Origin of the sequence: Pseudoalteromonas sp. P1-30 (assembly GCF_001400005.1) — a bacterium.
GTDB classification, from domain to species: domain Bacteria; phylum Pseudomonadota; class Gammaproteobacteria; order Enterobacterales; family Alteromonadaceae; genus Pseudoalteromonas; species Pseudoalteromonas atlantica.
In genome coordinates, this window is sequence record NZ_LKBC01000002.1 from 81,254 (window position 1) to 105,086 (window position 23,833).

At 39.6% G+C, this 23,833-nt stretch carries 19 protein-coding genes and 1 tRNA gene; 15 read left to right on the forward strand and 5 right to left on the reverse strand.

The window, feature by feature from the left end; all coding sequences use genetic code 11:
* The first annotated feature begins 25 nt into the window (after window positions 1-25).
* The 4 genes from tpiA (at window position 26) to AN395_RS03875 (ending at window position 3,126) form a co-directional block, all read left to right on the forward strand.
* A complete protein-coding gene (tpiA, locus tag AN395_RS03860) occupies window positions 26-775 on the forward strand; it encodes a triose-phosphate isomerase (protein WP_054982164.1) in 750 nt (249 codons plus the stop codon).
* 1 nt (window position 776) lies between these two features.
* Window positions 777-1,124 (forward strand): preprotein translocase subunit SecG, encoded by a 348-nt coding sequence (gene secG, locus AN395_RS03865; protein ID WP_054982165.1) that lies wholly within the window; start codon window positions 777-779, stop codon window positions 1,122-1,124.
* 82 nt (window positions 1,125-1,206) lie between these two features.
* Window positions 1,207-1,291, forward strand: a tRNA-Leu gene (locus tag AN395_RS03870).
* Window positions 1,292-1,500: 209 nt separating this feature from the next.
* Entirely contained in the window at window positions 1,501-3,126 is a 1,626-nt protein-coding gene (locus tag AN395_RS03875; RefSeq protein WP_054982166.1) for a methyl-accepting chemotaxis protein, read from the forward strand.
* A 226-nt stretch (window positions 3,127-3,352) separates the two neighbouring features.
* On the opposite strand, the gene AN395_RS03880 is transcribed toward AN395_RS03875, so the two are convergent.
* Both AN395_RS03880 and AN395_RS03885 read right to left on the reverse strand, forming a co-directional pair.
* On the reverse strand, window positions 3,353-3,760 hold the full coding sequence (locus AN395_RS03880) for a hypothetical protein (protein ID WP_054982167.1): 408 nt from the start codon (window positions 3,758-3,760) through the stop codon (window positions 3,353-3,355).
* Window positions 3,761-3,772: 12 nt separating this feature from the next.
* Window positions 3,773-4,918 carry a porin gene (locus tag AN395_RS03885; RefSeq protein ID WP_024031843.1) on the reverse strand — a complete coding sequence of 382 codons (1,146 nt, stop codon included), beginning with the start codon at window positions 4,916-4,918 and terminating at the stop codon, window positions 3,773-3,775.
* 512 nt (window positions 4,919-5,430) lie between these two features.
* Between AN395_RS03885 and AN395_RS03890 the strand changes: the two genes are divergently transcribed.
* The 6 genes from AN395_RS03890 (at window position 5,431) to AN395_RS03915 (ending at window position 11,163) form a co-directional block, all read left to right on the forward strand.
* Window positions 5,431-5,901, forward strand: a complete 471-nt coding sequence (locus AN395_RS03890) for a hypothetical protein (protein WP_054982168.1) — start codon at window positions 5,431-5,433, stop codon at window positions 5,899-5,901.
* Window positions 5,902-5,956: 55 nt separating this feature from the next.
* Window positions 5,957-6,433, forward strand: a complete 477-nt coding sequence (locus tag AN395_RS03895; protein WP_029773456.1) for a hypothetical protein — start codon at window positions 5,957-5,959, stop codon at window positions 6,431-6,433.
* 60 nt (window positions 6,434-6,493) lie between these two features.
* Window positions 6,494-7,192, forward strand: coding sequence for a molecular chaperone (locus AN395_RS03900; RefSeq protein WP_054982169.1), 699 nt, complete (start codon window positions 6,494-6,496; stop codon window positions 7,190-7,192).
* An 86-nt stretch (window positions 7,193-7,278) separates the two neighbouring features.
* Window positions 7,279-7,920 (forward strand): hypothetical protein, encoded by a 642-nt coding sequence (locus AN395_RS03905; RefSeq protein WP_200910439.1) that lies wholly within the window; start codon window positions 7,279-7,281, stop codon window positions 7,918-7,920.
* Complete coding sequence (locus AN395_RS03910) at window positions 7,917-10,328, forward strand: fimbria/pilus outer membrane usher protein (RefSeq protein ID WP_054982170.1); 2,412 nt, start codon at window positions 7,917-7,919, stop codon at window positions 10,326-10,328. Before AN395_RS03905 ends, AN395_RS03910 begins: the two co-directional genes overlap by 4 nt.
* Window positions 10,318-11,163: a hypothetical protein gene (locus AN395_RS03915; RefSeq protein ID WP_054982171.1), complete on the forward strand. Its 846-nt coding sequence runs from the start codon at window positions 10,318-10,320 to the stop codon at window positions 11,161-11,163. The genes AN395_RS03910 and AN395_RS03915 overlap by 11 nt, the downstream gene beginning before the upstream one ends.
* On the opposite strand, the gene AN395_RS03920 is transcribed toward AN395_RS03915, so the two are convergent.
* The gene (locus tag AN395_RS03920) at window positions 11,153-11,743 is read right to left on the reverse strand and encodes a LuxR C-terminal-related transcriptional regulator (RefSeq protein ID WP_029773461.1); all 591 of its coding nucleotides are present in this window, start codon (window positions 11,741-11,743) and stop codon (window positions 11,153-11,155) included. The genes AN395_RS03915 and AN395_RS03920 overlap by 11 nt on opposite strands.
* A 414-nt stretch (window positions 11,744-12,157) precedes the next feature.
* Here AN395_RS03920 and AN395_RS03925 point away from each other — a divergent pair, with 414 nt between their 5' ends.
* Complete coding sequence (locus tag AN395_RS03925; protein ID WP_054982172.1) at window positions 12,158-14,380, forward strand: TonB-dependent receptor; 2,223 nt, start codon at window positions 12,158-12,160, stop codon at window positions 14,378-14,380.
* A gap of 279 nt (window positions 14,381-14,659) precedes the next feature.
* On the opposite strand, the gene AN395_RS03930 is transcribed toward AN395_RS03925, so the two are convergent.
* On the reverse strand, window positions 14,660-15,424 hold the full coding sequence (locus AN395_RS03930) for an outer membrane protein assembly factor BamD (protein ID WP_054982173.1): 765 nt from the start codon (window positions 15,422-15,424) through the stop codon (window positions 14,660-14,662).
* 141 nt (window positions 15,425-15,565) lie between these two features.
* Between AN395_RS03930 and rluD the strand changes: the two genes are divergently transcribed.
* From rluD to clpB, 3 genes are all read left to right on the forward strand, one after another.
* A complete protein-coding gene (gene rluD, locus AN395_RS03935) occupies window positions 15,566-16,543 on the forward strand; it encodes a 23S rRNA pseudouridine(1911/1915/1917) synthase RluD (RefSeq protein ID WP_054982174.1) in 978 nt (325 codons plus the stop codon).
* The gene (gene pgeF, locus AN395_RS03940; RefSeq protein WP_054982175.1) at window positions 16,543-17,274 is read left to right on the forward strand and encodes a peptidoglycan editing factor PgeF; all 732 of its coding nucleotides are present in this window, start codon (window positions 16,543-16,545) and stop codon (window positions 17,272-17,274) included. Before rluD ends, pgeF begins: the two co-directional genes overlap by 1 nt.
* 97 nt (window positions 17,275-17,371) lie before the next feature.
* A complete protein-coding gene (gene clpB / locus AN395_RS03945; RefSeq protein ID WP_004587334.1) occupies window positions 17,372-19,948 on the forward strand; it encodes an ATP-dependent chaperone ClpB in 2,577 nt (858 codons plus the stop codon).
* A 46-nt stretch (window positions 19,949-19,994) separates the two neighbouring features.
* Here the strand turns inward: clpB and AN395_RS03950 are convergent, their stop codons facing one another.
* The gene (locus tag AN395_RS03950; protein ID WP_054982176.1) at window positions 19,995-21,542 is read right to left on the reverse strand and encodes a methyl-accepting chemotaxis protein; all 1,548 of its coding nucleotides are present in this window, start codon (window positions 21,540-21,542) and stop codon (window positions 19,995-19,997) included.
* 617 nt (window positions 21,543-22,159) lie between these two features.
* Between AN395_RS03950 and gshA the strand changes: the two genes are divergently transcribed.
* Window positions 22,160-23,746: a glutamate--cysteine ligase gene (gene gshA, locus AN395_RS03955; protein ID WP_054982177.1), complete on the forward strand. Its 1,587-nt coding sequence runs from the start codon at window positions 22,160-22,162 to the stop codon at window positions 23,744-23,746.
* Window positions 23,747-23,833: the final 87 nt, after the last annotated feature.

Sequence of the window (23,833 nt, forward strand, 5' to 3'; positions counted from 1 at the left end):
CCCGCTTTCTAATCTGGAGTGGAAAATGGCAATACGTAAGGCAATGGTCGCAGGCAACTGGAAAATGAATGGCTCTTTAGAGCTTGTCACTCAACTGTCTGATGCCATTAACAGTGTTAAATCAAATGAGATAGACATTGTTTTATTTCCTCCATTTCCATTAGTATCAGCACTGGTTGACAGTGGTGTTACCACGGGTACCCAAACGCTAAGTGAAAATACCCCAGGCGCCTTTACCGGTGAAGTGGATGCTCAGCTTATTAAAGATTTAGGTGCTAAGTACGTACTCGTAGGTCATTCAGAGCGACGCAGTATTTACAAAGAAAGCAATGCAACCGTAGCCGCAAAATTTGCCCGTGCGCAGCAAGTGGGATTAACACCTATCTTGTGTATTGGCGAAAGCGAGAGCGAACAAGAAAACGGTCAAACCGAACACGTGGTTGCTGCACAAATTGATGCAGTAATTGAGAAATTAGGTGTAGCAGCACTGAAAGATTCTGTGATAGCATACGAGCCCGTTTGGGCCATAGGCACAGGTAAGACTGCATCGCCAGAACAGGCACAAGCTGTTCATAAATTTATCCGTGACAAAATTGCATCATTAGATAGCGATTTAGCACAAGGGCTTACCATCTTGTATGGTGGTAGCGTTAACGAAAAAAATAGCGAATTTTTATTTGCACAACCAGATATAGACGGCGGCCTTATTGGCGGTGCTAGTCTAAAAGCAGATTCGTTCACTGCAATCTGTAACAGTGCAAAAGGGACCGTATAAGATGTACGAAATTTTATTAGTAGTTTATTTAGTTGTTGCTTTAGCTTTAGTTGGTATGGTTTTAATCCAGCAAGGTAAAGGCGCAGACATGGGTTCTTCATTTGGCGCCGGTGCTTCGGGCACAGTTTTTGGCTCATCAGGTGCAGGTAACTTCATGACCAAAACAACAACAAGCTTAGCAACAGTGTTTTTTGTTTTAAGTATTGTGTTAGGTAACTTAACTGCCGGCCAAATTAAAAAGACCGATGAGTGGGAAAATCTTGAAGCAGCACCTGCAGTAGAAACTGTAGTGCCAGCAGAAGAAGACGTACCTGTTACTCAACAGCAGAGCTCTGACGTACCAAACTAATTTAGCGTAAAGCTAACGTTAAACGACTTATACTCCTCAAGTAAGTCAATAAGTTTAACACCTAAGCGAAAGCTTAAAAAATGCGGATGTGGTGGAATTGGTAGACACGCTACCTTGAGGGGGTAGTGCTTTCGGGCGTGGGGGTTCAAGTCCCCCCATCCGCACCAAATTATAAAACCAGTAGCAGCAATGCTACTGGTTTTTTTATGGGAAATTTTCAACTTGCTCACTTATTAATCGCTTGATCCTTTTGGTGTTTATTAGTTGTTTAAAACTCGCTGTATTTGTAAAAAAAACTAGAAATATTACAAATTTAGTTAACACTTATAGGTAATAAGCCGATAATAGATATAGACAACAAAATAAGGTATACACAATGGCTTCAGGCTTCTCTTTTCAAAACCTCAGCATAAGTAAAAAAATACATGCGATTACCAGCATTGCGGTTGTAGCATTTTTAGCAATCGTTTTGATTAATTACTTTGCAATGAATGACAATAGAATCGCACTTGATGAAATGGAAAAGTCTTCATATCAGGTTGTTAAGTTAACTTCAGCAAATGTAAGTCTTTTAGAAAAGCTCGATGAGCTTTATACGCAAGCAGTTACATTTGGTGAGCAGGAGTTAGTAGAGAAAGCAGCTGATACATACAATGCACTAAGCAACAACATAAATGCGGTTGAGCAAATAAACGCTTCGTATATTCATAGTGACACGAAAGTTCAGTTAGCAAACTACGAAAAAATATCAACCAGTATAGCCAATGGCATGGTAAATGGAACAGCTGACTTCAGTAAAATTCAGCAACAAGCACAAAGAAAAACAGCACTGTATAACGATGTGCTTGAAAAGTTTAAAACCGCTCAAGCAAAAGCTGACGATCGCTTTTTTGAGTTAGTTGCAAGTACTAAAGAGCGTTCTGATCACGCACTAACACTTATGTTGGTGGTATCTATTGTTTCGTTAATTTTACTGCTATTTATGGCTATTTGGATTGCTAAACGTATTGCTGCCTCTGCAAGTGATGCCGCTAATAACCTGAGTCTACTCGCAAACGGTAAAGGGTCGCTGAGCACTAATCTGAGCGTAAATTCAGAGGATGAAATTGGTCAAGTATCAATTAACTTCAACTCTTTCATCGCTTTGCTGAAAAAAACAGTACTTGAAGTAATCGCGGTATGTGAGCCACTAATGGAGAACTCAACTCGCTTAGTGCAAGGTATGGAGCAGGCTGAACGCGCAACCACAAAGCAAACAACAGAGGCTGAGGTGGTTAAACAGTCTATGGAAGAGATGAAGCAAAGCGTGGGTGATATTTCTCAATCGGCGGCAAGTGCATCAAATGCAGCGCAAACAGCAGAAAAAGAGGTAGAACAAAGCAGAACTCAAGTTCAAATGTCAGTCACCGCCTCGCGTACGTTAAGTGATGAAATAAATCAAGCCGCCTCAACTATCAATAAGTTAGCTGATGATACAAAAAATGTGTCTCAAATTCTTAATGTGATCACATCTATTGCTGAGCAAACTAATTTATTAGCACTAAATGCTGCTATAGAAGCGGCTCGTGCAGGTGAGCATGGTAGAGGCTTTGCCGTGGTTGCGGATGAAGTAAGAGAGCTTGCATCACGTACAGCACATTCAACGAATGAAATTCGTGAGTTACTTAGCACCTTGACTGAGGCTGCAAATGAGTCTGTGACGGCGATGACATCGGCGCGAGATATGGCCACAGATAACGCAACAGCAGCAGAGAAAACTGGCGTTTCGATAGAAAAAATTGCAGAGCAAATGCTAGAAATAAATGGTATGAACTCACAAATCGCCGCTGCAACAGAAGAGCAAACATCGGTTGCTGCGATGGTTGTAGAAAATGTGACGAATATGCATGAATCGTTTGAAGACACCATGGACTCACTCGCGGCGGTGAGGGATGTAGCGAAAAACCTACACTACCTTTCAGATAACCTTTTAGATGCCACTGCGAAGTTTAAAATTGAGTAATATTAACTTGCAATAATACTTAAGCATTTTAGAGGCTAAGCTAGGCGCTCGCTGCATAAAAAAATCGTTATTTAGAGCAACTAAATAATAATTTTTTGCTTAGCTTACTACACACTTTGTCTGCCTCTCAATTGCTTATTTATTTAAGGGTATTACTATAAAGCCGTAATATTTAGATATAAAAAAACCACCTAATCGGTGGTTTTTTTATATCTAGCTATCGCGCTTAAAACGTAGCAACTACCTTAACTTTATCTGTTGCCTTACTGCTGTCTATGTAACCAATTGAGTCGCCATTACTAGCAACAAAATCAATAACAGCTTGGTCAGAATCAAATTTCTCTGGTGGTGTACCTTTACCGGTAAAAACAAGTTTTGACCAATAGGCATTTAATTGGCTACTTGATTTACCAACTACTTTAGAATTGAATTCATCAGCAACAGCTGTACCATTTTGAGTGGCTGGGTTCACTTTATTACCGTTAGCAAATGATTTTGCTTTTCCTAGGTAAATCTTTTTAATAGTATCGGCATCAAGTGCACTTGCATTGCCAGGGTTTACTATTACCGCAACTTCAGCATAGGCGCTAAACGCACATACCGACAGTACACTGGCTAGGATTATTTTTTTCATATTTCGCTCCAATTAGAATACTAAGTCAACGCCGACAGCTACTACATCAGTTTCAATGTTTGTTATGTCGTCATCTAAGCGACTAAAGTCGATTTTAAATGCAGCTGACGGGTGGAAGTCATAACGGGCGCCGATGGTGTAAACATTACTTTTTGCTTTAGAGCCTTCTAATGCTGAATTTATACCTGCATTTAATTGCGGCACAGCTGTAAGTGAATCATAACGGTTGTTATCGTGTTTATCGTCGTTGTTTTCATAGGTAACGTGAACAAGCCACTCATCCATACGATAGCCTAGAGAGGTATAGTATTGAGTTTGCTCAGCTAAAGCGCTGTTATCGACTTCAAACTGAGTATACTCTGCATCAAATAAAATATTGTTGTAGTCAATTGAAAAGCCAAGTGCGAAAAATGCTCCATCGTCTTCATCTACAGCAATGCTATCTGCTTGATCAGTGAAACCCGAGCTGCGAAGAGTTGCCTCTAGGCCATTAAGGGCGATACCAGCATCAGTATCATTTTCAATGTCAATGGTGGTCTCTGCCACAAAATAGGCAACACGTGCGCTAAACCAATCGTAACTAAGTGACCAGTTAAGACCAGCGATATCATTAAGCTCAGTTTCACCATTGACCGACACTACTGCGATATTATCTTCAAAGCTACCATATATGACTTGAAGACTTGAGTCCCAATCACCGATTTGTGATGTATATAGTAAGCTCAACCCTTCGTAAGTAGAAAATGGTAAATTGTAAACCGATTGAGGAGGGCGAACCCAGCGGTAAGTGTAACCTACATCTAGAAAGTCAGAGTATTTGTAAAATGGCGCACGCATTTTACCAGCGCTGAGTTGTAACTCATCACTAAACTCATAAGTTAAATACGCCCATTCAAAATCTGCATCAAAGTCATTCTCGCCGCGAGCCACAATTTGCGCTGTTGCGCTGAGCTTTTCCTGAAGATCGGCAGATAGTTGTAATGCAAATACACTCTCATTTTTAAATGAGATATCGTCATCATATCCGTATAAAGTTTGATCACTGTCTAGACTTTTGCCACCCACTATAGATGCAAAGCCATTTATACGAACTTCAGCACTCGTGTAACTAGATGCAAGTGCGGCACATATTGCTACTGCTACAGATAGCTTTTTCATATGTATTTCCTATTTGTTATTTAGATGTTGATTTCATGGGGATTATAGAAGTGATTTTAATTTTTATCTAATAATTTTAGCTAGTTACTAAAAAAGAAGTCAGCATTTAGTTTATATTAAAGTTTACAATTGTTAATTTTGAGTTTTTTGTAATCAAAGTTGTTGATTTAATTAAAGTTAAAAATTATTTAAATTTATTAAAGTTGTTTATCTAATAATTTATAAAATAGTAATTGCTGTTTAATTGTTTGTTTATCTTTTATTCAACTTATGTTTTGCATGTTTATAAACATTAAACATAGCGCTAAAGCGGACTTTAAGAGAGTGATAATAATAAAGAGGCTACCTTTATCGGTTACTAGTCACTTAAATGTTTATACCAAATGGTATGCTTAGCTACAGTGTATTTAGTCTTACCTTTTGTTTTGTAATCAAATAACAACTTTCTAAACCTGAATTTTAGCTTAACATTACCACTGTATTAGCAAGGTAGTTCAAAGGAAGTGACAGTGATGAAGAGGCTTGCATGGTTAGTATTATGTTGCTTTGCATCCAATGCATACAGTAACGATGAAGTAAGTATTACATTGGTGGGGCATATTTCTCCGGTGTGTGAATTTACCTCACAAAATAGTAACCTAGAGTTTTCTTCTAGTGGCGTTGCTAATACAACATTAGAGATTAACTGTAATTCGCCAATGAGAATATCAATGCAGTCTCTTAATGGTGGTTTAAGTCATGAGCAAAGCAGTAGAGTAAGTTCATATAATATTAACTGGTCATTGGAAGGTGCCAACAAAAGTGTGTCTGTATCGGCACAGGCAACCAAATCGACATATAGCTTTAATATTGATGATATCTTATTTGATAGCATTGCTGAAATTCAGTTAACTCTAGATGACCCCTTGATATATGCAGGAAGCTACCAGGATGTGATCCGCATAGAAATGACACCATCAGTAGTATCGGGTGGCGTGCTTTAAACGCACATTTATTTAACAAAACAAACTATATGTCACATGGATAAGGAATATAACAATGAAAAAATTAATCGTAATTTCAGCAATCGCAGCAATCTCATCTGGTTCAGCACTAGCAGATAACTTAAACGTAGGCGGTGCAGTCGCATCCGTATGTGAAGTAAGTAATATTGCAACAAATCACTACTTTCCAACTCTTGCAATGGGGGATACAACAAGCGTTAACTTTGATTTGAAATGTAATGATGTGGATGGTGCAACACTTACTTTAACCACTTCTGAGGGTCATCTTCAAAACGCTGATCATGAAGACAGAGGGATAGGGTACACCGCTCGCTTAACAGCAGGCGCATATGACTTTACTTTGACAGCTGATAATGGCATCAATGATCAAAGCGTTTCTCAAAGTAATGGCGGCAACAATACATTAGCAACGTCGGGCGTTGCAGGAATGATTGACTTAGAAGTAATTGAGACACCGGTATACGCAGGTACTTATGCTGATACTCTAATGCTAACTGTTACAGCAAACTAAAGTTAAATAAATTAAATAAAGGCAGTGACTATGCACTGCCTTTATTTAGGAGGGAATTCTATGCATGTTTTATTTATCTTTATATTTTGTTTGCTTTCTTTTTCAGTCAGTGCCTTTCAGGTGATACCCATGGTAGCCGATCTCAGCTCGCAGGGGAGTCAGTCACAGCAAACACTTCGAATTACAAACCCATCTGATAAACCATTAACTATTGATGTTTCAGCATTTAATATGAATATAAGTGATACTGGTGTTGAGTCTTTAGAGATAAATGAAGAAGATTTCTTGATTATTCCTATGACAACAATTATCCCACCAGGAAATAGCCAGTCGGTTATTGTTAGATATATTGGCGAACCTATTATTGAACACTCCAAATCTTATCGAATTACAGTAGAGCAAGTGTCGGTTGATTTGAACGATAATGCGCAGTCTGGGGTTGGTATGTCACTCAGTTTTCGAACGCTATTTAATGTTGTGCCAGATAACGCTGAAGCAAAACTAATAATCAAAGACAAAAAGCAGTTAGCAGAAAATCAATGGGGTGTGTTGCTAGAAAACCATGGAAATAAATATGTACGCCTTTCTAAAGCTCAGTGGAATATTAAATCTAAGGGTAAAGTGTTAATTTTAGAAGGAATGGATCTAAGTAGAGCCCTATCAGGTAAGATTTTACTTCCAAATTCAAAAAGCAATATTTCAATTTCAATACCAAAAGAGTTTCAAGCTGCTGATAGTGAGTTAGAGGTTATATTCTAATGTTTTGTGTTCAGTGGTTCTCCCGATGTTTAATGATACTAATATGTAGTATTTCTATTTTGGTAGAGGCTCTGGAAGTAACACCTATGGTGATCACATTATCACCGGATAAACCCTCAAAAATACCTTCTAGTTTTATTTACAATCAATTACCTAGAGAGATTGCATTTGATATTGAAGTGTTTGAAATTAATTTTTCTGAATCTAGCCCATCGTTAAAAAAGTTGGAAGATTCTCCATTATGGGTCTTTCCTCCCTCTTTATTTTTACAAGAGGGGCAAGGTCAGAAAATTCAATTTAGGTGGGTTGCTGGGAGTTTTCCGAAATATGATAAAAGTTATCAAGTAAGTTTAGTTGAGCAGCCTTTGGCTTCTAATATTGGTAGTGATACCTCGCAACTTAAAATATTAATGAATGTAAATTTAGTTGTTCATGTAGACAGGGATATATATTCACCTAACTTAAAAATACTGACTTCTAAAATAGAAAGTGGGGAGCTTTTAGCCCAAATCAAAAATGAAGGAGAAGGGGCTGCGCGGCTCAGTGACTATAAAATTAAAGTAACTACAAATAAATCCGTTGTAACTACTTTTGAAAAACAAGCTTTATTGGAGAAGGGGTACGATGTTTTTTTTGCGCCTTATGCCACACAGACCATAAAAGTTAAGCTACCTGAAAATATTGAGAGCCGTGAGGTAGGGCATTTAAGTTTAGATCTGGTGCAATGAAAACTTTAGCAGTGTTCCTCTTCGCTATATTTTTTTTACCACTTAGCGTGTTAGCACAAATAAACCCTTCTAGCAGGACAATTGAACTTAATGTGTCAGTTCAATTAAATAAAAGTCCAATAGGTCAAGTCTCACTTAAAGTCGATAAAGATGATGCACTTTTTTTACAGTGGAACGAGTTAGAGCCACACCTTAGCGAAATTTTACTTGAAGAAAAAGAGAGAGAACTATTTAAGGTATTAAAAGACAATACTTTAGCGGTAACTTCATTAAGGGAACTGGGATTTAGCGTTGAGTTTGATATGAGCGATTTTAGTTTGGACGTTGTTGTTCCCGTAGAGTTAACTCGCCCACAAAAATTAAGTGCGCAAAAACTAAGGAAAAAGTTAAAGGCTATCGAGCCAGCTAACACTAGTGGTTTTATTAACGCTTATGCAAGCTACGTACATCAAGATGATAAGGAACAGCAGCAAGTTCAAGAGCAATATGCATTACGCTCAGAAATTGTAGCTAGTTGGCAAGGGTGGGTGTTAGAAAATGAATTTGAATATAATAAAATATCGCAGCCTGCTTCATCAAACTTTAAGCGGCAAGGAACTAGGCTTATTCATGATCTACCTAGCTTAGGCATGCGCCTTTCTCTAGGGGATAACTTTAGTTCAGGCGGTTATTTCCAAAACTCCTCTCGCTTGTTAGGTTTTTCAATAGCACATGATTTTTCTCTATTATCAGACAGGCCCATAAGGCCAACTGCTTCACGTAGCTTTACTCTTCAAAGCCCTTCAAGTGTAGAGGTATATGTCGATGAACGAATTATTCAGCGCCTTAATTTGGTTGCGGGTATTTATTCTTTAGATGACATACCTTTGAGCGAAGGCAGCAATAATATTTCTCTAAAAATTACTGATATAGCTGGCGTTGTGCGCTATGTAAACTTTGATGTTGCGACTGGCTTAGATTTATTTGCACAAGGGCAGCTTGAATATGAAATTCACTTAGGCGTTCCTGCTGAGGCTGGCGATAAACTCGAGTATGAACCAGATTCTCCCTTCCTCAGTGCCTATCTGGATTATGGCCTGACCCCAAGTTGGACTGCAGGGGTTACAGCGCAGGGAGATAAATATGCGCAACAAATTGGCTTTAAACAAATCTATGCAGCTCAAATAGGCCAACTGGCATTTGAGGGCGCATTTAGCTTCGCGGAACGCCAAGGATACGCTTACCGTACTGTTTATAGTAGCTATAATATGAGCAACTTAGGAAGTGAGCTAACGCTCGGTTATGAATACAGTTCAAAAGACTTTACAGCTTTAGGTTATCGGTCTCAAGATACGTTTAATAACCGCTATAGAGAACACTATGCACAGGCGAGTTATAGTTATTATGTTAACGATAGAACATTAGCCTCTTTTTTTACAAATATTTCCCGAGATCATCAAAGTGTTCAATTTGATAAATCGCTGGGAGTCAATTTCTCAGGCGACTTGGTAAATAGTCAGTGGAGATATACTGCAGGGGCGCAATGGGATGAGTTAAAAGGTGAGCGAGAGTGGGGTATAAATTTATCATTTACCTATAAATTTAATAACCAGCATAGAGTTAAACTATCCCACCAGTCTAGACGTGATAAAACGAGACTAGAATTTACCCAAGACAGTAATCAGCGTTTTGTCGGTGCTTTGAACTTTCGAGCTGGTTTAGAGAGCAATGAATTAAATAAAACTATCTTTGATTTAAACATGCAATATAACGCAAACCGTTTTGCTGCTAACCTTGAACATGCAAGTTTTTATAAAGATTTAAATGCTCGCTCTGCTTATCATCAAAGTCGTGTAAGCATCTCATCTAGCATAGCTTTTGCAGATGATGCATGGGCATTTGGAAAGCCTATATACGATAGCTTTGCTTTGGTTAACGCCCACAAAAGTTTAGAAAATAAAGTGATTACATTAGGCCGAGTTGAAAATGACTATAGAGCTGATAATAGAGATTTCAAAACTATATTACTTAATGATTTGAGCTCATATGACAATATTAACATTCCTGTTGATATTGATGATCTAGCCCCTGGCTATGATATGGGCTCTGGCATGCTTAGCTTTTACCCTAAATACAAAACTGGACATAAGGCAATAATTGGGACTGCAGCAAATATTTCTGTTATTGCAACTCTTCGAAGTAAGGACGAGAGCCCCTTAGCCTTAATGGTGGGAAAGGCTATTTGTCAAGATAAAGCATCGGCCAAAGAGTATACATTCTTCACAAATAAGCGGGGCCGCTTTGCAATAACTGGCCTTGCTCCTTGTCAGTATAAAGTGACCTTACTAAATAAAGATAGTACTACATTTTTAATAGAGGTTCGTGATGCAGAGCAACTTCAACGAAAAGGGGTTATTTATGTTCATTAAAATTGTGTATTTAGCAATAAGTATATTTTTACTAACTATGGCATATAGAGTTAATGCTCAGTGTGATGCAAGTATTGGGGAAATTGAATATTTGTTTGATGACCTGTCTTTTTATCACGTAAAATCACAAGTCGATGCTGAGAAGACAATTCGAGTAGACACAATAAATACGTCGGATTGTACTTTGTATTTTAGTCTTTCTTCGCAAAACCAAGGATACCTTAAAAGTAACTCTCAATTTATTGACTATCAAATTCGTCTAGAAAATCAGTTGTTAAGTAGGAGCATCAATCAGGTTAAGCTTAACAATAGCAAAGTAGATATCAGGCTAGTGATCCCCGCAGGGACGCCAGTAAAAGCAGGGTATTATACTGATAGGCTTGAGTTGAGACTCTATGATGAAAATAAGCAAACCGTAGATGAAATAGAAATCGAGATTGAAACTAATATCCAACCCCGAACTAGTTTATCTTTGTTAGGTTATAACACTTTTTCTAATACTGTTTATTTGGGAGAATTGAAGCCAGCAGAAAAATACACCATGTTACCTAGCTTACAAATAGTGACGAATACGGATGTTCAACTTAATGTAACCTCAGAGAATAAAAGTCGTTTATTACACTCTATTTTTAGTAATAAGTATGGTATTAGCTATACATTGCAATTAGGCTCAGAAGAAATTAACTTAGTAAAAGCTTCAAGTCTAAACTTTTCGTATTCCGGCCAGACTGAGTTTTTCATTCCGCTTAGCATTCAATTGGAGGACTTCACACGTCAAGCCGCTGGAGAGTATTCGGACGTTATTCGTTTTCAAATAAGCCCACTTAATTATTAACTTTACTTAAGTTTTTTTGGCACCAAAGCAATGCTTGTTGTTTGTTTTTTACAGATATTTTTTGATAAATTTTATGTAAATGCACTCTGACAGTGGCTTCACTTATAAATAAGCTATCTGCAATAGCGGTGGAGTGTAGACCGGAGAAAAGCAAGTTTAATACTTTAATTTCTTTACAAGTAAGGTTACTTGATTGCAGGGTGGTTTGCTGTTCAGTGGCTAACATTTGTCTCATCCAGCTGTCTGTCACATCACGGGGAAACCAGAGCTTACCTTGTTCAATAGCTTCAAGGCCTTGTTGAAAAAGGGAGTCATCTGAACTTTCGTAAAAAAGTCCCTTTAAATTAGGCCATTCTTTTAAAGCTAATACGTCACTATTTTTTGGAACATCAAAAATAACTAAGCTTTTATAACCGTTATCTTGCATAAACTTATTGATAAGTTCATAAGTTGTGATTACATTAAGTGCTTGGTAATTAACTAATAAAATGTTGTAGTTAGCTGCTACACAGAAAAGTGAAGTATAGTCTGGACTATTAAAGCACTTTATATAGCGTATTGGAGTATTTTTAATATCCATAATTTCTGTCCGTAGATGCAATAGTAATACTATATTGCTATTTTTGGTTAATATCAATCATAGTGCATAGTTCGATAAGCTATACGAAGCTTTAATTAATGTGCTTTATGGAATAATGGTTCTCTTATATGTAAACATAAAAGGTGCACAAAATTAGAGTGTGTGTAACGTGATTACTTTTTAGCAAAAGGCCCATTTTTTTGTGTAGGTTATCCAACAATAATCAAAAGTTATAATTAATTTGTACCTGTATGTTTATTAAATGAAAATTTTTATACATTTCTTCACAAATATGTAATATAATGCCCTTCCAGAGGAAAGATGCTATTAGGCGTCTTTTTTTATGCCCAAAATTTATTGCTCAAGCCAATAAGTTCGCATAACTAAATTATACGGTATCCTTTGGAGAATATTTTGAAACTACGCAAACTCTCACAGTTAAGCCTCGCAATTGTCGCTGCACTAACTACCTCAGTAAATGCTGAAGAAGCTAAAACAACAGCAAAACAAGACGCGTTTGAAAAAATCGAAGTTACAGCTCGTAAACGTACAGAGAGCTTGTTTGAATCTCCAACCGCTATCACATCAATTGGTGCTAACCTAATTGATAAAGCCAATATGAGTAACCTAGAAGATATTGGTAAATACGTTCCAAACTTAAATATCACTCGCTACGGTGTAGGTAATGCGGCGCATGCCTCTGTGTTTATTCGTGGTATTGGTCTACAAGATCACATAATTACAACCGATCCGGGTGTAGGTGTTTATTTAGATGGTGTTTACTTAGGCCGTCAAATGGGGTCAAACTTATCGTTACCAAATGTAGAGCGTGTTGAAGTTCTACGTGGACCACAAGGTACATTATATGGTCGTAATACCTTAGGTGGCGCAGTAAATGTAATTACTAAGCAACCAGGTGATGAAGGGATTGTTTCAACTACAGCTAAAATTGGTAGCCGCGGACGTATTGCTGGCGATGTATACTTTAATAACTCGCTAACAGATGAAGTAAGTATGTCTGCAAGTGCATCATACAAAACGCGCGATGGTGTGGGTGAAGCTGTCAATTTAGCTAACCCAGAAAAAGAAATTGGTGAAGAAGAAGAGTTTAGCGGTCGCGTAGCCCTTAAATGGCAAGCCAATAGCGATTTAGCGTTTACTTTTTCACTTGACGGTGTTGATAACGAGTCGGGTCAATCGCCTTACACTATTGAGCTAACTGAGCCGCTTGATGCAAATGATGTATTTAATGGTGACTTTCCTTTATTAACACAGGATATGATCCCATCTGACCCAGATGATTTAGGCACTACTGTTGCTGGTATTGAATCTACGTCTTACTCAGGGTGGGGTACGTCATTTACTGCTGATTGGGCAATTGATGATACGTACACGGCTAAATTTATTTCAAGTTACCGTACTTCTGAATACGAAGGTGGACTTGATGATGATGCCTCACCACTTAATTTATCTGAGTTCCCAGAAGAGGGTGGTGCAGACCAATACTCGTTTGAAATTCAACTAAATGCGACTTACGACAATATGGACTTCGTATCAGGTCTTTACTTCTTTAATGAAGATGGCTTTACACGTTCAGGTCCATTTGTATTTAGCCCATTCAATACTCCTAATGGCTTATTAAACGATGGTGTTACACCTTCATTTGGTGGCTATGGCGATTTTGAAATTAACCAAGAAACAAACTCATACGCTGTATATTTTAATACAAGTTACGATTTAACAGATGATTTAAGTATTGGCGGTGGCCTTCGATACTCAAAAGATGAGAAAGATGCCGATGCGACTTTCCCAACATTTGCTGAACGTAAATACGTAAGTGCAGAGTTTGACGCTGTAACATGGGATGTAAACGCATCATATCAAATCAGCAATAACATGAATGTATATGGTCAAATTCAAAAAGGTTACCAAACAGGCGGTTTCCCTCCACGTCCATTTGGTGGCCCCGATCAGTTTGTATCGTTTGATGAAACTAAAGCAATTAACTACGAAATGGGCTTAAAGGGCCAAGTACATGAAAATGTATCTATGATGTTAGCTGTATTTGTAACAGATTACACTGACCTTGCTTTACCATTTTCTGACCCTACTGCAGGCGGTGGTTTTGTAACTATTGTTGAGAATGCAGGTGAGTCTAAAGCGCAAGGTATTGAGCTTGAAACTACCGTTGCCATTACAGACGATTTCACAATTCGCAGCTCTGTAGGTTACTTAGATTCTGAAATTACAGAAGTAGATGCAGGCGTACAAGGTATTGGTAAAGGTGATTCACCGGCATTAACACCACGTTGGACTGTAATGATTGCCCCTTCTTACTTTATGGATTTAGACAGCGGTGCAACCGTTGCATTTAACGCTAACTACTCTTACAGAAGCGAAATGCAAGGCCAGTCGGTTTACAATGAAAGCGAGACTATTGATTCGCGTGAATTAGTTGGTTTTAATATTTCTTACACTAACCCTTATGGGGATATGGAAGTAACCTTATACGGTGAAAACGTATTAAACGAGGTTTACGATGTAGGTCGTTTACAGCAGTCAGGTTTTGTTGGTGTAATGCGCAGTAATGACCGTAGCGAGTTTGGTTTAAAATTCAAAAAAGACTTTGAGCTTTAATAACCCGCAATGAGTTAATTAAAAGGTAAGCTTAGGCTTACCTTTTTTTTTCACCTGTAAAAAGCAAAACTTAGATCAACAGCGAATCTTTTTGTAACAAGCGCTATACAATCGTGTAGTGCAATTGCTATTGAAATATTCAGTGTGGTGCGGAGGCTAATCGCTAAGTATTAAAAAGCGCCACAGGCATCAACTAGTCTTATTTTTAGGCAATAAAAAAGCCCTCAGAGAGGGCTTTTAAAAAATCAACATAGGTTTAAATAAAAACCTCTGCCATTCTTATTTGTTAGATTCATTGTATTCACGCGTTAGTCTTGCGTGCTCACTTAAATCTGTCAGGCCAAGCTTTTCGTAGCTTTTTTCCATCATCTCAAGCGCAGGCTCTAAATAGCTGCTTTGCGAGTAATGCTCAACAACGTACTTACCACGATTAGCGGCCGCTAGGTAAGCTTCACGTTTGTAGTAGTAATTAGCCACTTTTAGCTCGTAACGCGCCATGCGGTTTAAAAGCCACACTAAGCGGCGTTTAGCCTCTGGTGCGTAATCACTTTTTGGAAAGCGTTTTACAAGCGTTGATAAATCGGTAAATGCAACACGTGTACGGTTTGCATCGCGGTCAGCTCTGTCTATGCCAAAATACTCTTGGAAAGCATTTTTATCTGCTTTAATGTTAACCAAGCCACGCATGTAGTACATGTAATCTAAATCTTTGTGGTTTGGGTTTAAACGAATAAAGCGGTCGATAGTCGCTAATGCTTGCTCTGTATTACCTGATTGGTAATGGGCATACACTAAATCCATTTGTACTTGCTTTGAGAAAGGGCCAAATGGGTAGCGTGAATCAATAGCGGTTAACAGCTCAATTGCTCGGGCGTATAAACCTGAGTCGAGCGTTTGTTTTGCATCTTCATACAAAGCGTGTGCAGATTTGTTAGGAACGCGTTGGATATCTTCTTGGTCAGGCGCAGAAGAACAGGCCCCTAAAGTAAGTACAGAAGCTGAAAAAACAATGGCGAATGCACGTTTCCCTATTTTATTTATCATTTTATTTGTTACCTTCGATGTCTTCGGCTAGGCCACGGCGGTAAAACCGAGTAAACTATGCGTATTATATTATGCTTTTATTAAAAGCGATTCTAACCCAGTCAGGCACAGCTTGCACTGGTAAATTGGGTAAAGTTACTAATGTCAGAACAAATTTCACTTCAAGCCGAGGTTCCTACCGAGTTAGGTGGTAAACGTCTAGACCAAGTATTAGCGCAATTGTTCCCTGATTATTCACGTTCACGTATAAAAACATGGATATTGGATGATAAAATCACCGTTGACGGTGAAATCTATAACACACCACGAGGAAAACTACTCGGTGGTGAAGTTGTAAATGTTGAAACCAGCATTGAAGCACCACGCGAATACGAAGCACAAGATATCAAATTAAACATTGTTTATGAAGATGATGATATTTTGGTTATCAACAAACCTATGGGCCTAGTCGTTCACCCAGGTGCAGGTAACCCAGATGGCACAGTACTAAATGCATTGCTGCATCATTTTCCGGATATTATTAACGTACCGCGTGCTGGTATTGTGCACCGTCTAGATAAAGACACCACAGGCTTAATGGTGGTGGCTAAAACTATTCAGGCGCAAACACATCTAGTTAAAGCACTGCAAAAACGCGAAAACTTTACGCGTGAATACGAAGCTCTATGTAATGGTACTATGACCGCAGGTGGCATGGTTGAAAAGCCGATTGGCCGTCATCCAACGCAGCGTACACACATGGCAGTTCACGAAATGGGTAAGCCTGCCATTACACATTACCGTGTTGCTGAAAAATTCCGTGCTCATACACGTTTACGCCTTCGCCTAGAAACCGGACGTACACACCAAATTCGTGTTCATATGGCGTATATAAACCACCCGTTAATTGGTGATAGAGCCTACGGCGGGCGTCCTCGTCCACCTAAAGGTGCTACGCCAGAGCTGTTTGAAATGTTACGTACATTTAATCGCCAAGCCTTACACGCAGTAAAATTGAGTATCGCGCACCCTATTACGGGCGAAATGATGACCTGGCAAGCGCCTATTCCAGATGACATGGTGGCAATGACTCAGGTGCTTAGAGAAGATACCAAAGCTAATCCTAACATAGAGTATTAATGGCTTTTTTGTCAGCCCCTTGGCCTAATTTAACCTCGGTAGGTACGCTCAGTACCACCCGAGAAGGCGGCGTGTCAAAGCCGCCTTTTAATAGCTTAAATTTAGGCCTACATGTTGATGATGATCCAGAGCACGTGCTAAAAAACCGTGCTTTGGTTGAGCAATCCCTGCCAAACCCGCCACTGTGGCTTAATCAAGTGCATAGCGCCGATGTGCTCTGTGTTGATGCAGATTTTAATTTTCAAACATTACACAGTGCTGATGCGTTGTATACAAAAGTTAAAAATCAGCCTCTTGCTATTATGAGTGCAGATTGCCTGCCTATTCTGTTTGCAAGTCATGATGGCCACGAAGTTGCAGCAGTACATGGTGGTTGGCGCGGCCTTGAAAAAGGGATCATAAAAAATACGCTTGCCTGTTTTAGCGCGCCTAGTAAGCAAATATATGCGTGGCTTGGGCCTGCTATCGGTGCTGAGCAATTTGAAGTGGGCGCCGAGGTTGCTACGCGATTTATCGCAAAATCCCCGTTGTTTAAACAGGCATTTAAATTACAAAGTAATAATAAATACTTGTGCGATATTTACCTAATCGCTCGCATTGAGCTTGAGCAATTAGGCGTTATTAATATTAGCGGAGGCGATTATTGTACTGTTTCTCAGCCATCATTGTTTTTCTCTTATCGGCGAGAAGGTAAAACAGGGCGTATGGCAAGTTTGATCTGGCGCAAATAAAACACTATTTCCCCACAATATTCTTCTTAACACCTTGAACAATTCTATTAACATACCCATTTATTAAGCAATTAGTTTATTAAATAGGTAAACCCTCATGCGTTTAGATAGATTCACAAGTAAATTTCAATCTGCGCTTTCAGATGCTCAGTCGCTAGCATTAGGGCGCGATCATCAATTTATTGAACCCGTACATTTAATGTATGCGCTTTTACAGCAAAATGGCTCTAGCGTGCGCGCCTTGCTTGCACAAGCAGGCGTGAGTGCGGATGAGCTAAACACCAAGCTTTCTCAAGAAATAGAAAAGCTGTTTAAAGTCGAAGGAGTAGGGGGCGACGTACAGCTTTCTAATAATATGGCTTCGCTTATTAACTTATGTGATAAATATGCGCAAAAGCGTAAAGATAAGTATATTTCGAGCGAATTATTTGTATTAGCGGCCTGTGACGACAAAGGCCCTTTAGGTGATATTTTTAGAGCGCTAAATATCACTGCAACTAAAATAGAAAGTGCCATAAAAGCAATTCGCGGTGGCCAAAAGGTCGATGACCCTAACGCCGAAGAAACCCGACAAGCACTTGAAAAATACACCATTGATTTAACCGAGCGCGCAGAGCAAGGTAAGCTCGACCCCGTTATTGGGCGAGATGACGAAATTCGTCGCACGATTCAAGTTTTGCAGCGCCGTACTAAAAATAACCCCGTGCTTATTGGTGAGCCAGGGGTAGGTAAAACGGCCATTGCTGAGGGGTTAGCACAGCGCATTATAAATGGCGAAGTGCCAGAGGGCCTAAAAAGTAAGCGTGTTTTATCGCTAGATTTAGGCGCGCTGGTGGCGGGTGCTAAATATCGCGGTGAATTTGAAGAGCGTTTAAAATCGGTGCTCAACGAGCTGGCTAAAGAAGAAGGCCAAGTGATTTTATTTATTGATGAAATTCACACTATGGTGGGCGCAGGTAAAACCGACGGCGCTATGGATGCTGGCAATATGTTAAAGCCAGCGCTTGCTAGAGGAGAGCTACACTGTGTGGGCGCCACTACGCTTGATGAATACCGCCAATACATAGAAAAAGATGCCGCACTTGAGCGTCGTTTTCAAAAAGTATTGGTTGAAGAGCCCTCAGTTGAAGACACCATTGCTATTTTACGCGGCTTAAAAGAGCGCTACGAGTTACATCACTCTGTGGATATTACCGACCCGGCAATTGTCGCCGCTGCGCATTTATCTCACCGTTATATTAGTGACCGACAATTACCAGATAAAGCTATTGATTTAATTGATGAGGCTGGCTCGTCAATTCGTTTGCAAATAGATTCTAAGCCTGAGTCTTTAGATAAGCTTGAGCGCCGTATTATTCAATTAAAACTTGAAGATAACGCTTTAGCTAAAGAAAAAGACGATGCAAGCCAAAAGCGGCGCAGCGAAATGCAGCAGCTCATCACCGACTTAGAAGCGCAATACCGAGAGCTTGATGAAGTATGGAATGCAGAAAAAGCCTCGTTACAAGGCACGCAAGTAATTAAAGCTGAGCTTGAACAAGCGCGCCTTGATTTAGAGGTTGCCCGCCGAGCGAGCGATTTACAGCGTATGTCGGAGCTGCAATACGGAAGAATTCCAGAGCTTGAGCGAAAACTTGATTTAGCCTCGCAAGCTGAAATGCAAGAAATGAGCTTACTAAAAAACCAAGTAGGCGAAGACGAAATTGCAGAAATACTTTCTCGTTGGACCGGGATCCCAGTATCGCGAATGCTGCAAGGTGAGCGAGAAAAACTGTTAAAAATGGAAGAGCAACTTCACAGTAAAGTGATAGGGCAGGACGAAGCAGTTGTTGCGGTCGCGAATGCGATACGACGCTCTCGTGCGGGGCTTGCCGATCCTAATCGACCAATAGGGTCATTTTTATTTTTAGGACCAACTGGGGTGGGTAAAACAGAGCTTACTAAAGCGCTTGCAGGTTTTATGTTTGATACAGAAGATGCCATGGTGCGTATCGACATGTCAGAGTTTATGGAAAAACACGCTGTAGCACGTTTAGTGGGTGCGCCTCCCGGTTATGTTGGTTACGAAGAAGGCGGCTATTTAACCGAAGCCGTTCGCCGTAAGCCTTATTCTGTAATTTTGCTTGATGAAATAGAAAAAGCGCATCCCGATGTATTTAATATTTTATTGCAGGTACTCGATGATGGCCGCCTTACTGATGGGCAAGGGCGTACGGTTGATTTTAAAAATACGGTTATTATTATGACCTCAAATTTAGGCTCTGATATTATTCAAGAGCAAGCGGGCACAAACGACTACGCAACGCTTAAGAGCAAAGTTATGAATGTGCTCGTTAACGAATTTAGGCCAGAATTTATAAACCGTATTGATGAAACTGTCGTATTTCATCCACTTGCCAATGAGCATATTAAAGAAATTGCCGATATTCAGCTTGTTAAATTGCGTGAGCGTTTAACAGAAATGGGCTATTTATTAGAGATCAGTGATGCGGCGCTTGAAAAAATAGCCTCTAGCGGGTTCGACCCTGTTTACGGTGCTCGGCCATTAAAACGAGCTATTCAGCAAACAATTGAAAACCCACTGGCTCAGCAGCTATTAGGGGGAGAGTATAACCCTGGCGATATTGTCGTGATAGATGCAAACGAGCAGGGCCTGATTTTTTCAAAACGCTAATACAGACGCACAATAAGCCGCTAAGCAGGCGGCTTATTGTCTTGCTTTATACTTTAAATGTATAAAGTAGGTTGTTTACTTTTTGAGAGCCGGCAACTAATTCTGCGGCATCTTTAGCAACGTCAAAACTTAAAGCTAAGTTTTCGTTACTCACCTCTTTTATATTATCTACATTATTAGCAATATCATGGCTCACCATCTGCTGCTCCTCTGCAGCCGTCGATATACTATTTGTTAGCAAAGCTATTTCACTAATTTGATTGAATATACTATCGAGCTCTTGGTGTGTTTGCTCGGTTGTTTGTACGCAGCCCTCAGCTTGTAGTTTTGTACTTTGCATTACCTTTGACCAATTAACCAATGTATCCTGTATATCTTTAATCGAGCTGTGAATTTGCCCCGTAGCACTTTGCGTACGAGAAGAAAGAGCACGTACTTCATCAGCAACTACGGCAAAACCACGGCCATGCTCGGCTGCTCTTGCGGCTTCTATTGCTGCATTAAGCGCTAGTAAATTGGTTTGCTCAGCAATACCTTCTATCTCATTCATTACTTGGCCTATTTTATCTGCTTCTTGCGCGAGGTTATTAGCCGTATTGGCAGCATGATCTACGTGAGTTGCCAGCTCAGATACCATTTTTTTGTTATCAGCAATATGTTGTTTTATATCCGCGCAGCTGTGCTGAGTAGAATTAACTTTGTCGGCGGTAGTTGTTGTACTATTAGAAATCTCACCAATAGTGGCGGTCATTTGCGCCATAGCAGTGGCGATTTGTGTAAGCTGTGTGTTTTGCGCCTCAATGCCTTTTTCGGTGAGCGTCGATTTATCATCTAGGTTTTCAGCAATGTTATTAAAGGCATAGGTGGCATCTTTTACGCGCCCCAATACAGTTCTGAGCTTAGCAAGTAACATTTGCTCTTTATAGTCACTCACACTTAGCGGTGAGTTATCGCAAAAAACATAGCGCGAGATAGAGTCAGAATGCTGTTTATAGGTGTTTAATTTAGCAGGGGTTGCCACAAGCTCTTGATAATTTAAGGCCAAAATAAGCACGCAAATTAATACGTTGATAACCGCTGCCATGGCTGAAAAGGCAAACCCACTCATTATTAGCCAGCTAAATACAACGGCTAACGTAAGCATTTGGCGCAAGTGTGTGCGTTCGTTAAAATTAAAAGCGGCTTTACCGCTATTTAATTTTTCGTATAGTTTATGGGCTGTCAAAACATGTTTTTTATCTGGTTTTGTACGTACAGATTGATAGCCCACTAACTGGTCACCTTCAAAGATAGGGGTTACAAATGCATCAACCCAGTAATAGCGCCCATCTTTACATCTATTTTTTACTATGGCGCGCCATGAGTGGCCGCTTTTTAGCGTACTCCACATTTCTTTAAATGCTGCTTTGGGCATATCTGGGTGGCGCACAATATTATGATTTTTACCAACGAGATCCTGGGCACTAAAGCCTGCTACATCGCAAAATGCCTTATTTGCATACGTAATGACTCCTCGTAAATCGGTCGTGGATACCAATTGCTGAGCATCACTAAAGTGAACCTCTTCATTTATTAAGCTTTGATTATGACGCATGTTAGTTTTAACCATCCTTTTTAATTAACTTGTCATTGTATTGGGTAAACAAAAGGAGGTGAAGTAAAGGCGCTGCGCAAAATAAAATTGTCATTAAAATTGCGACTTTTTATGATCTATATCAAATACTGCGCTTAAAATGTTAAAGCTCATGAAGTGTAATCTATTAATTCAGGGTCTTTATGTTTTGGGGTGTGTTGATGTTTGGAGGCTGAATTTACAGCAGTGTGTTTGGTTTTTAGGCAAGGGGTATGAGCAGGACGCGAAAGCTTTGTTCGGTTTTTACTTATTCTTACATGGATGTAAGTTATTAGAATAATGCAGGGCAGTTATCGAGCCCATTAGGTTACAAATAACGCGCCGCAATTGAATCGCCCTTAGTTTGGACAAGTTTCAATTCACAAAGGCCAACACGCCCTAGCAAAGCGATTGTATATTAGCGTGAGCAGTGGCAAGATTAGCCTGCTGGTTGATGCTTATTGTATCAAGCGCATGCTCAACAGGGTAAATAGCTAAAAATTTTGAAAAATTATATTGTTCTTAACAATTTAATCTTGAGTATGGGCAATTAGCCCCCATAACCCTAAGATTAAGCCACGTGGCCGAGGAAGCATTTTTTGACTATACATGATTTATCTAGCGCGCTAAACGCGTTATCAGCAACACCGCATCAGCACGCAATTAAAGGGATCAAACGTGGTATTGAGCGAGAGTCGTTGCGTATTAAAGGTAATGGCGCCATTTCCACTTTAGGACATCCTAAAGGCGTAGGTAGTGCATTAACAAACGGACATATTACTACCGACTTTTCAGAGTCATTACTTGAATTTATTACCCCTGTTAGTGAATCAGCGACAGAAACCTTAGCGCAACTAAAAGACCTGCAAAAGTTTACACTTGAGCACATGGGTGATGAGCTTTTATGGCCCATCAGTATGCCATGCTTTATTGAAGATCAAGATGACATCGTACTGGCTCAATTTGGTAACTCAAATACTGCGCGTATGAAAACCCTATACCGTGAAGGATTAAAAAACCGTTACGGTAGTATGATGCAAGCGATTGCGGGTGTTCATTTTAATATTTCTTTTCCAGAAACACTTTGGCAATCTTTACACACCTTAAAGCAAAGTGAGCAAAGCCTAGATGCATTTATTTCGGATGGTTATTTAGCGCTTATTCGTAATTTTAAACGCGAGCTTTGGTTAATTAGTTACTTGTTTGGTGCCTCACCTGCATTATGTAATTCTTTTTTACAAGGGCGCAAAACTGACCTACCGTTCAAAAAGCTAGGTAAAGGCACACTTTATTTAGAAGTAGGAACCGCGCTACGCTTGGGTGATTTAGGTTACACCAACAGTGCGCAATCTTCATTACGCGTAATGTATAACTCGCTTGATGAGTACGTCGCTGGGCTTAAAAAAGCAATCAACACGCCTTCTGACTTATACGGCGATATTGATGACTACACCACAGCAACACCTAAGCAGCTTAATAAAAATATTCTGCAAATCGAAAACGAATTTTATTCGCCGATCCGCCCTAAACGTAATGCTAAAAGTGGTGAAAAACCAACGGATGCATTATTAAGAGCAGGTATTGAGTATGTTGAAATTAGAGCGCTGGATGTAAACCCGTTTAGTGAAACGGGCATTGATATAGAGCAAATTCATTTTTTAGATGTGTTTTTAACGTATTGTTTGTTAAAAGACTCTCCAGAAATGCAGTGGAAAGAGCAAGCCCGCAGCACAGAGAATTTAGATACAGTGGTTAATCAGGGGCGTCAGTTAGGTGTTATGCTTAACGACAACAACCAACAGCGTACGTTACAAAGTTGGGGGAGAGAAATTTTTGACCAACTAAGTGAAGTCGCTGAGCATATGGATAAGGCGTATGGGGTGACCTATTACAGCGAAACCATCGCACAAATGGCTACTTGGGTTGATAACCCTGCGCTGACTTTTTCAGGGCGTTATGTGCGCGAGCTAGAAAGTGCGGGTATAGATAACGGTTTATTTGCTATTCAATTGGCTAATAAATATAAGCAAAGCCATGCACAAGCCAACTACAATGTGTTTTCTAAAGAATGGCTAGAGCAACAAGTTGTTCTCTCGGATAAAGCGCGAGAAGAAATAGAGCGCGCCGACACGCTAAGCTTTACTGACTTTTTAGATGAATATTTTAATGCCAAAGCACCCGCTTAAGTTTTTTTAAGCAAAAAAAACGCAGCCCAAGGTGGCTGCGTAAATATTCTTCAGGGATGAAACAATGCTATACTGCTGCATTCATAT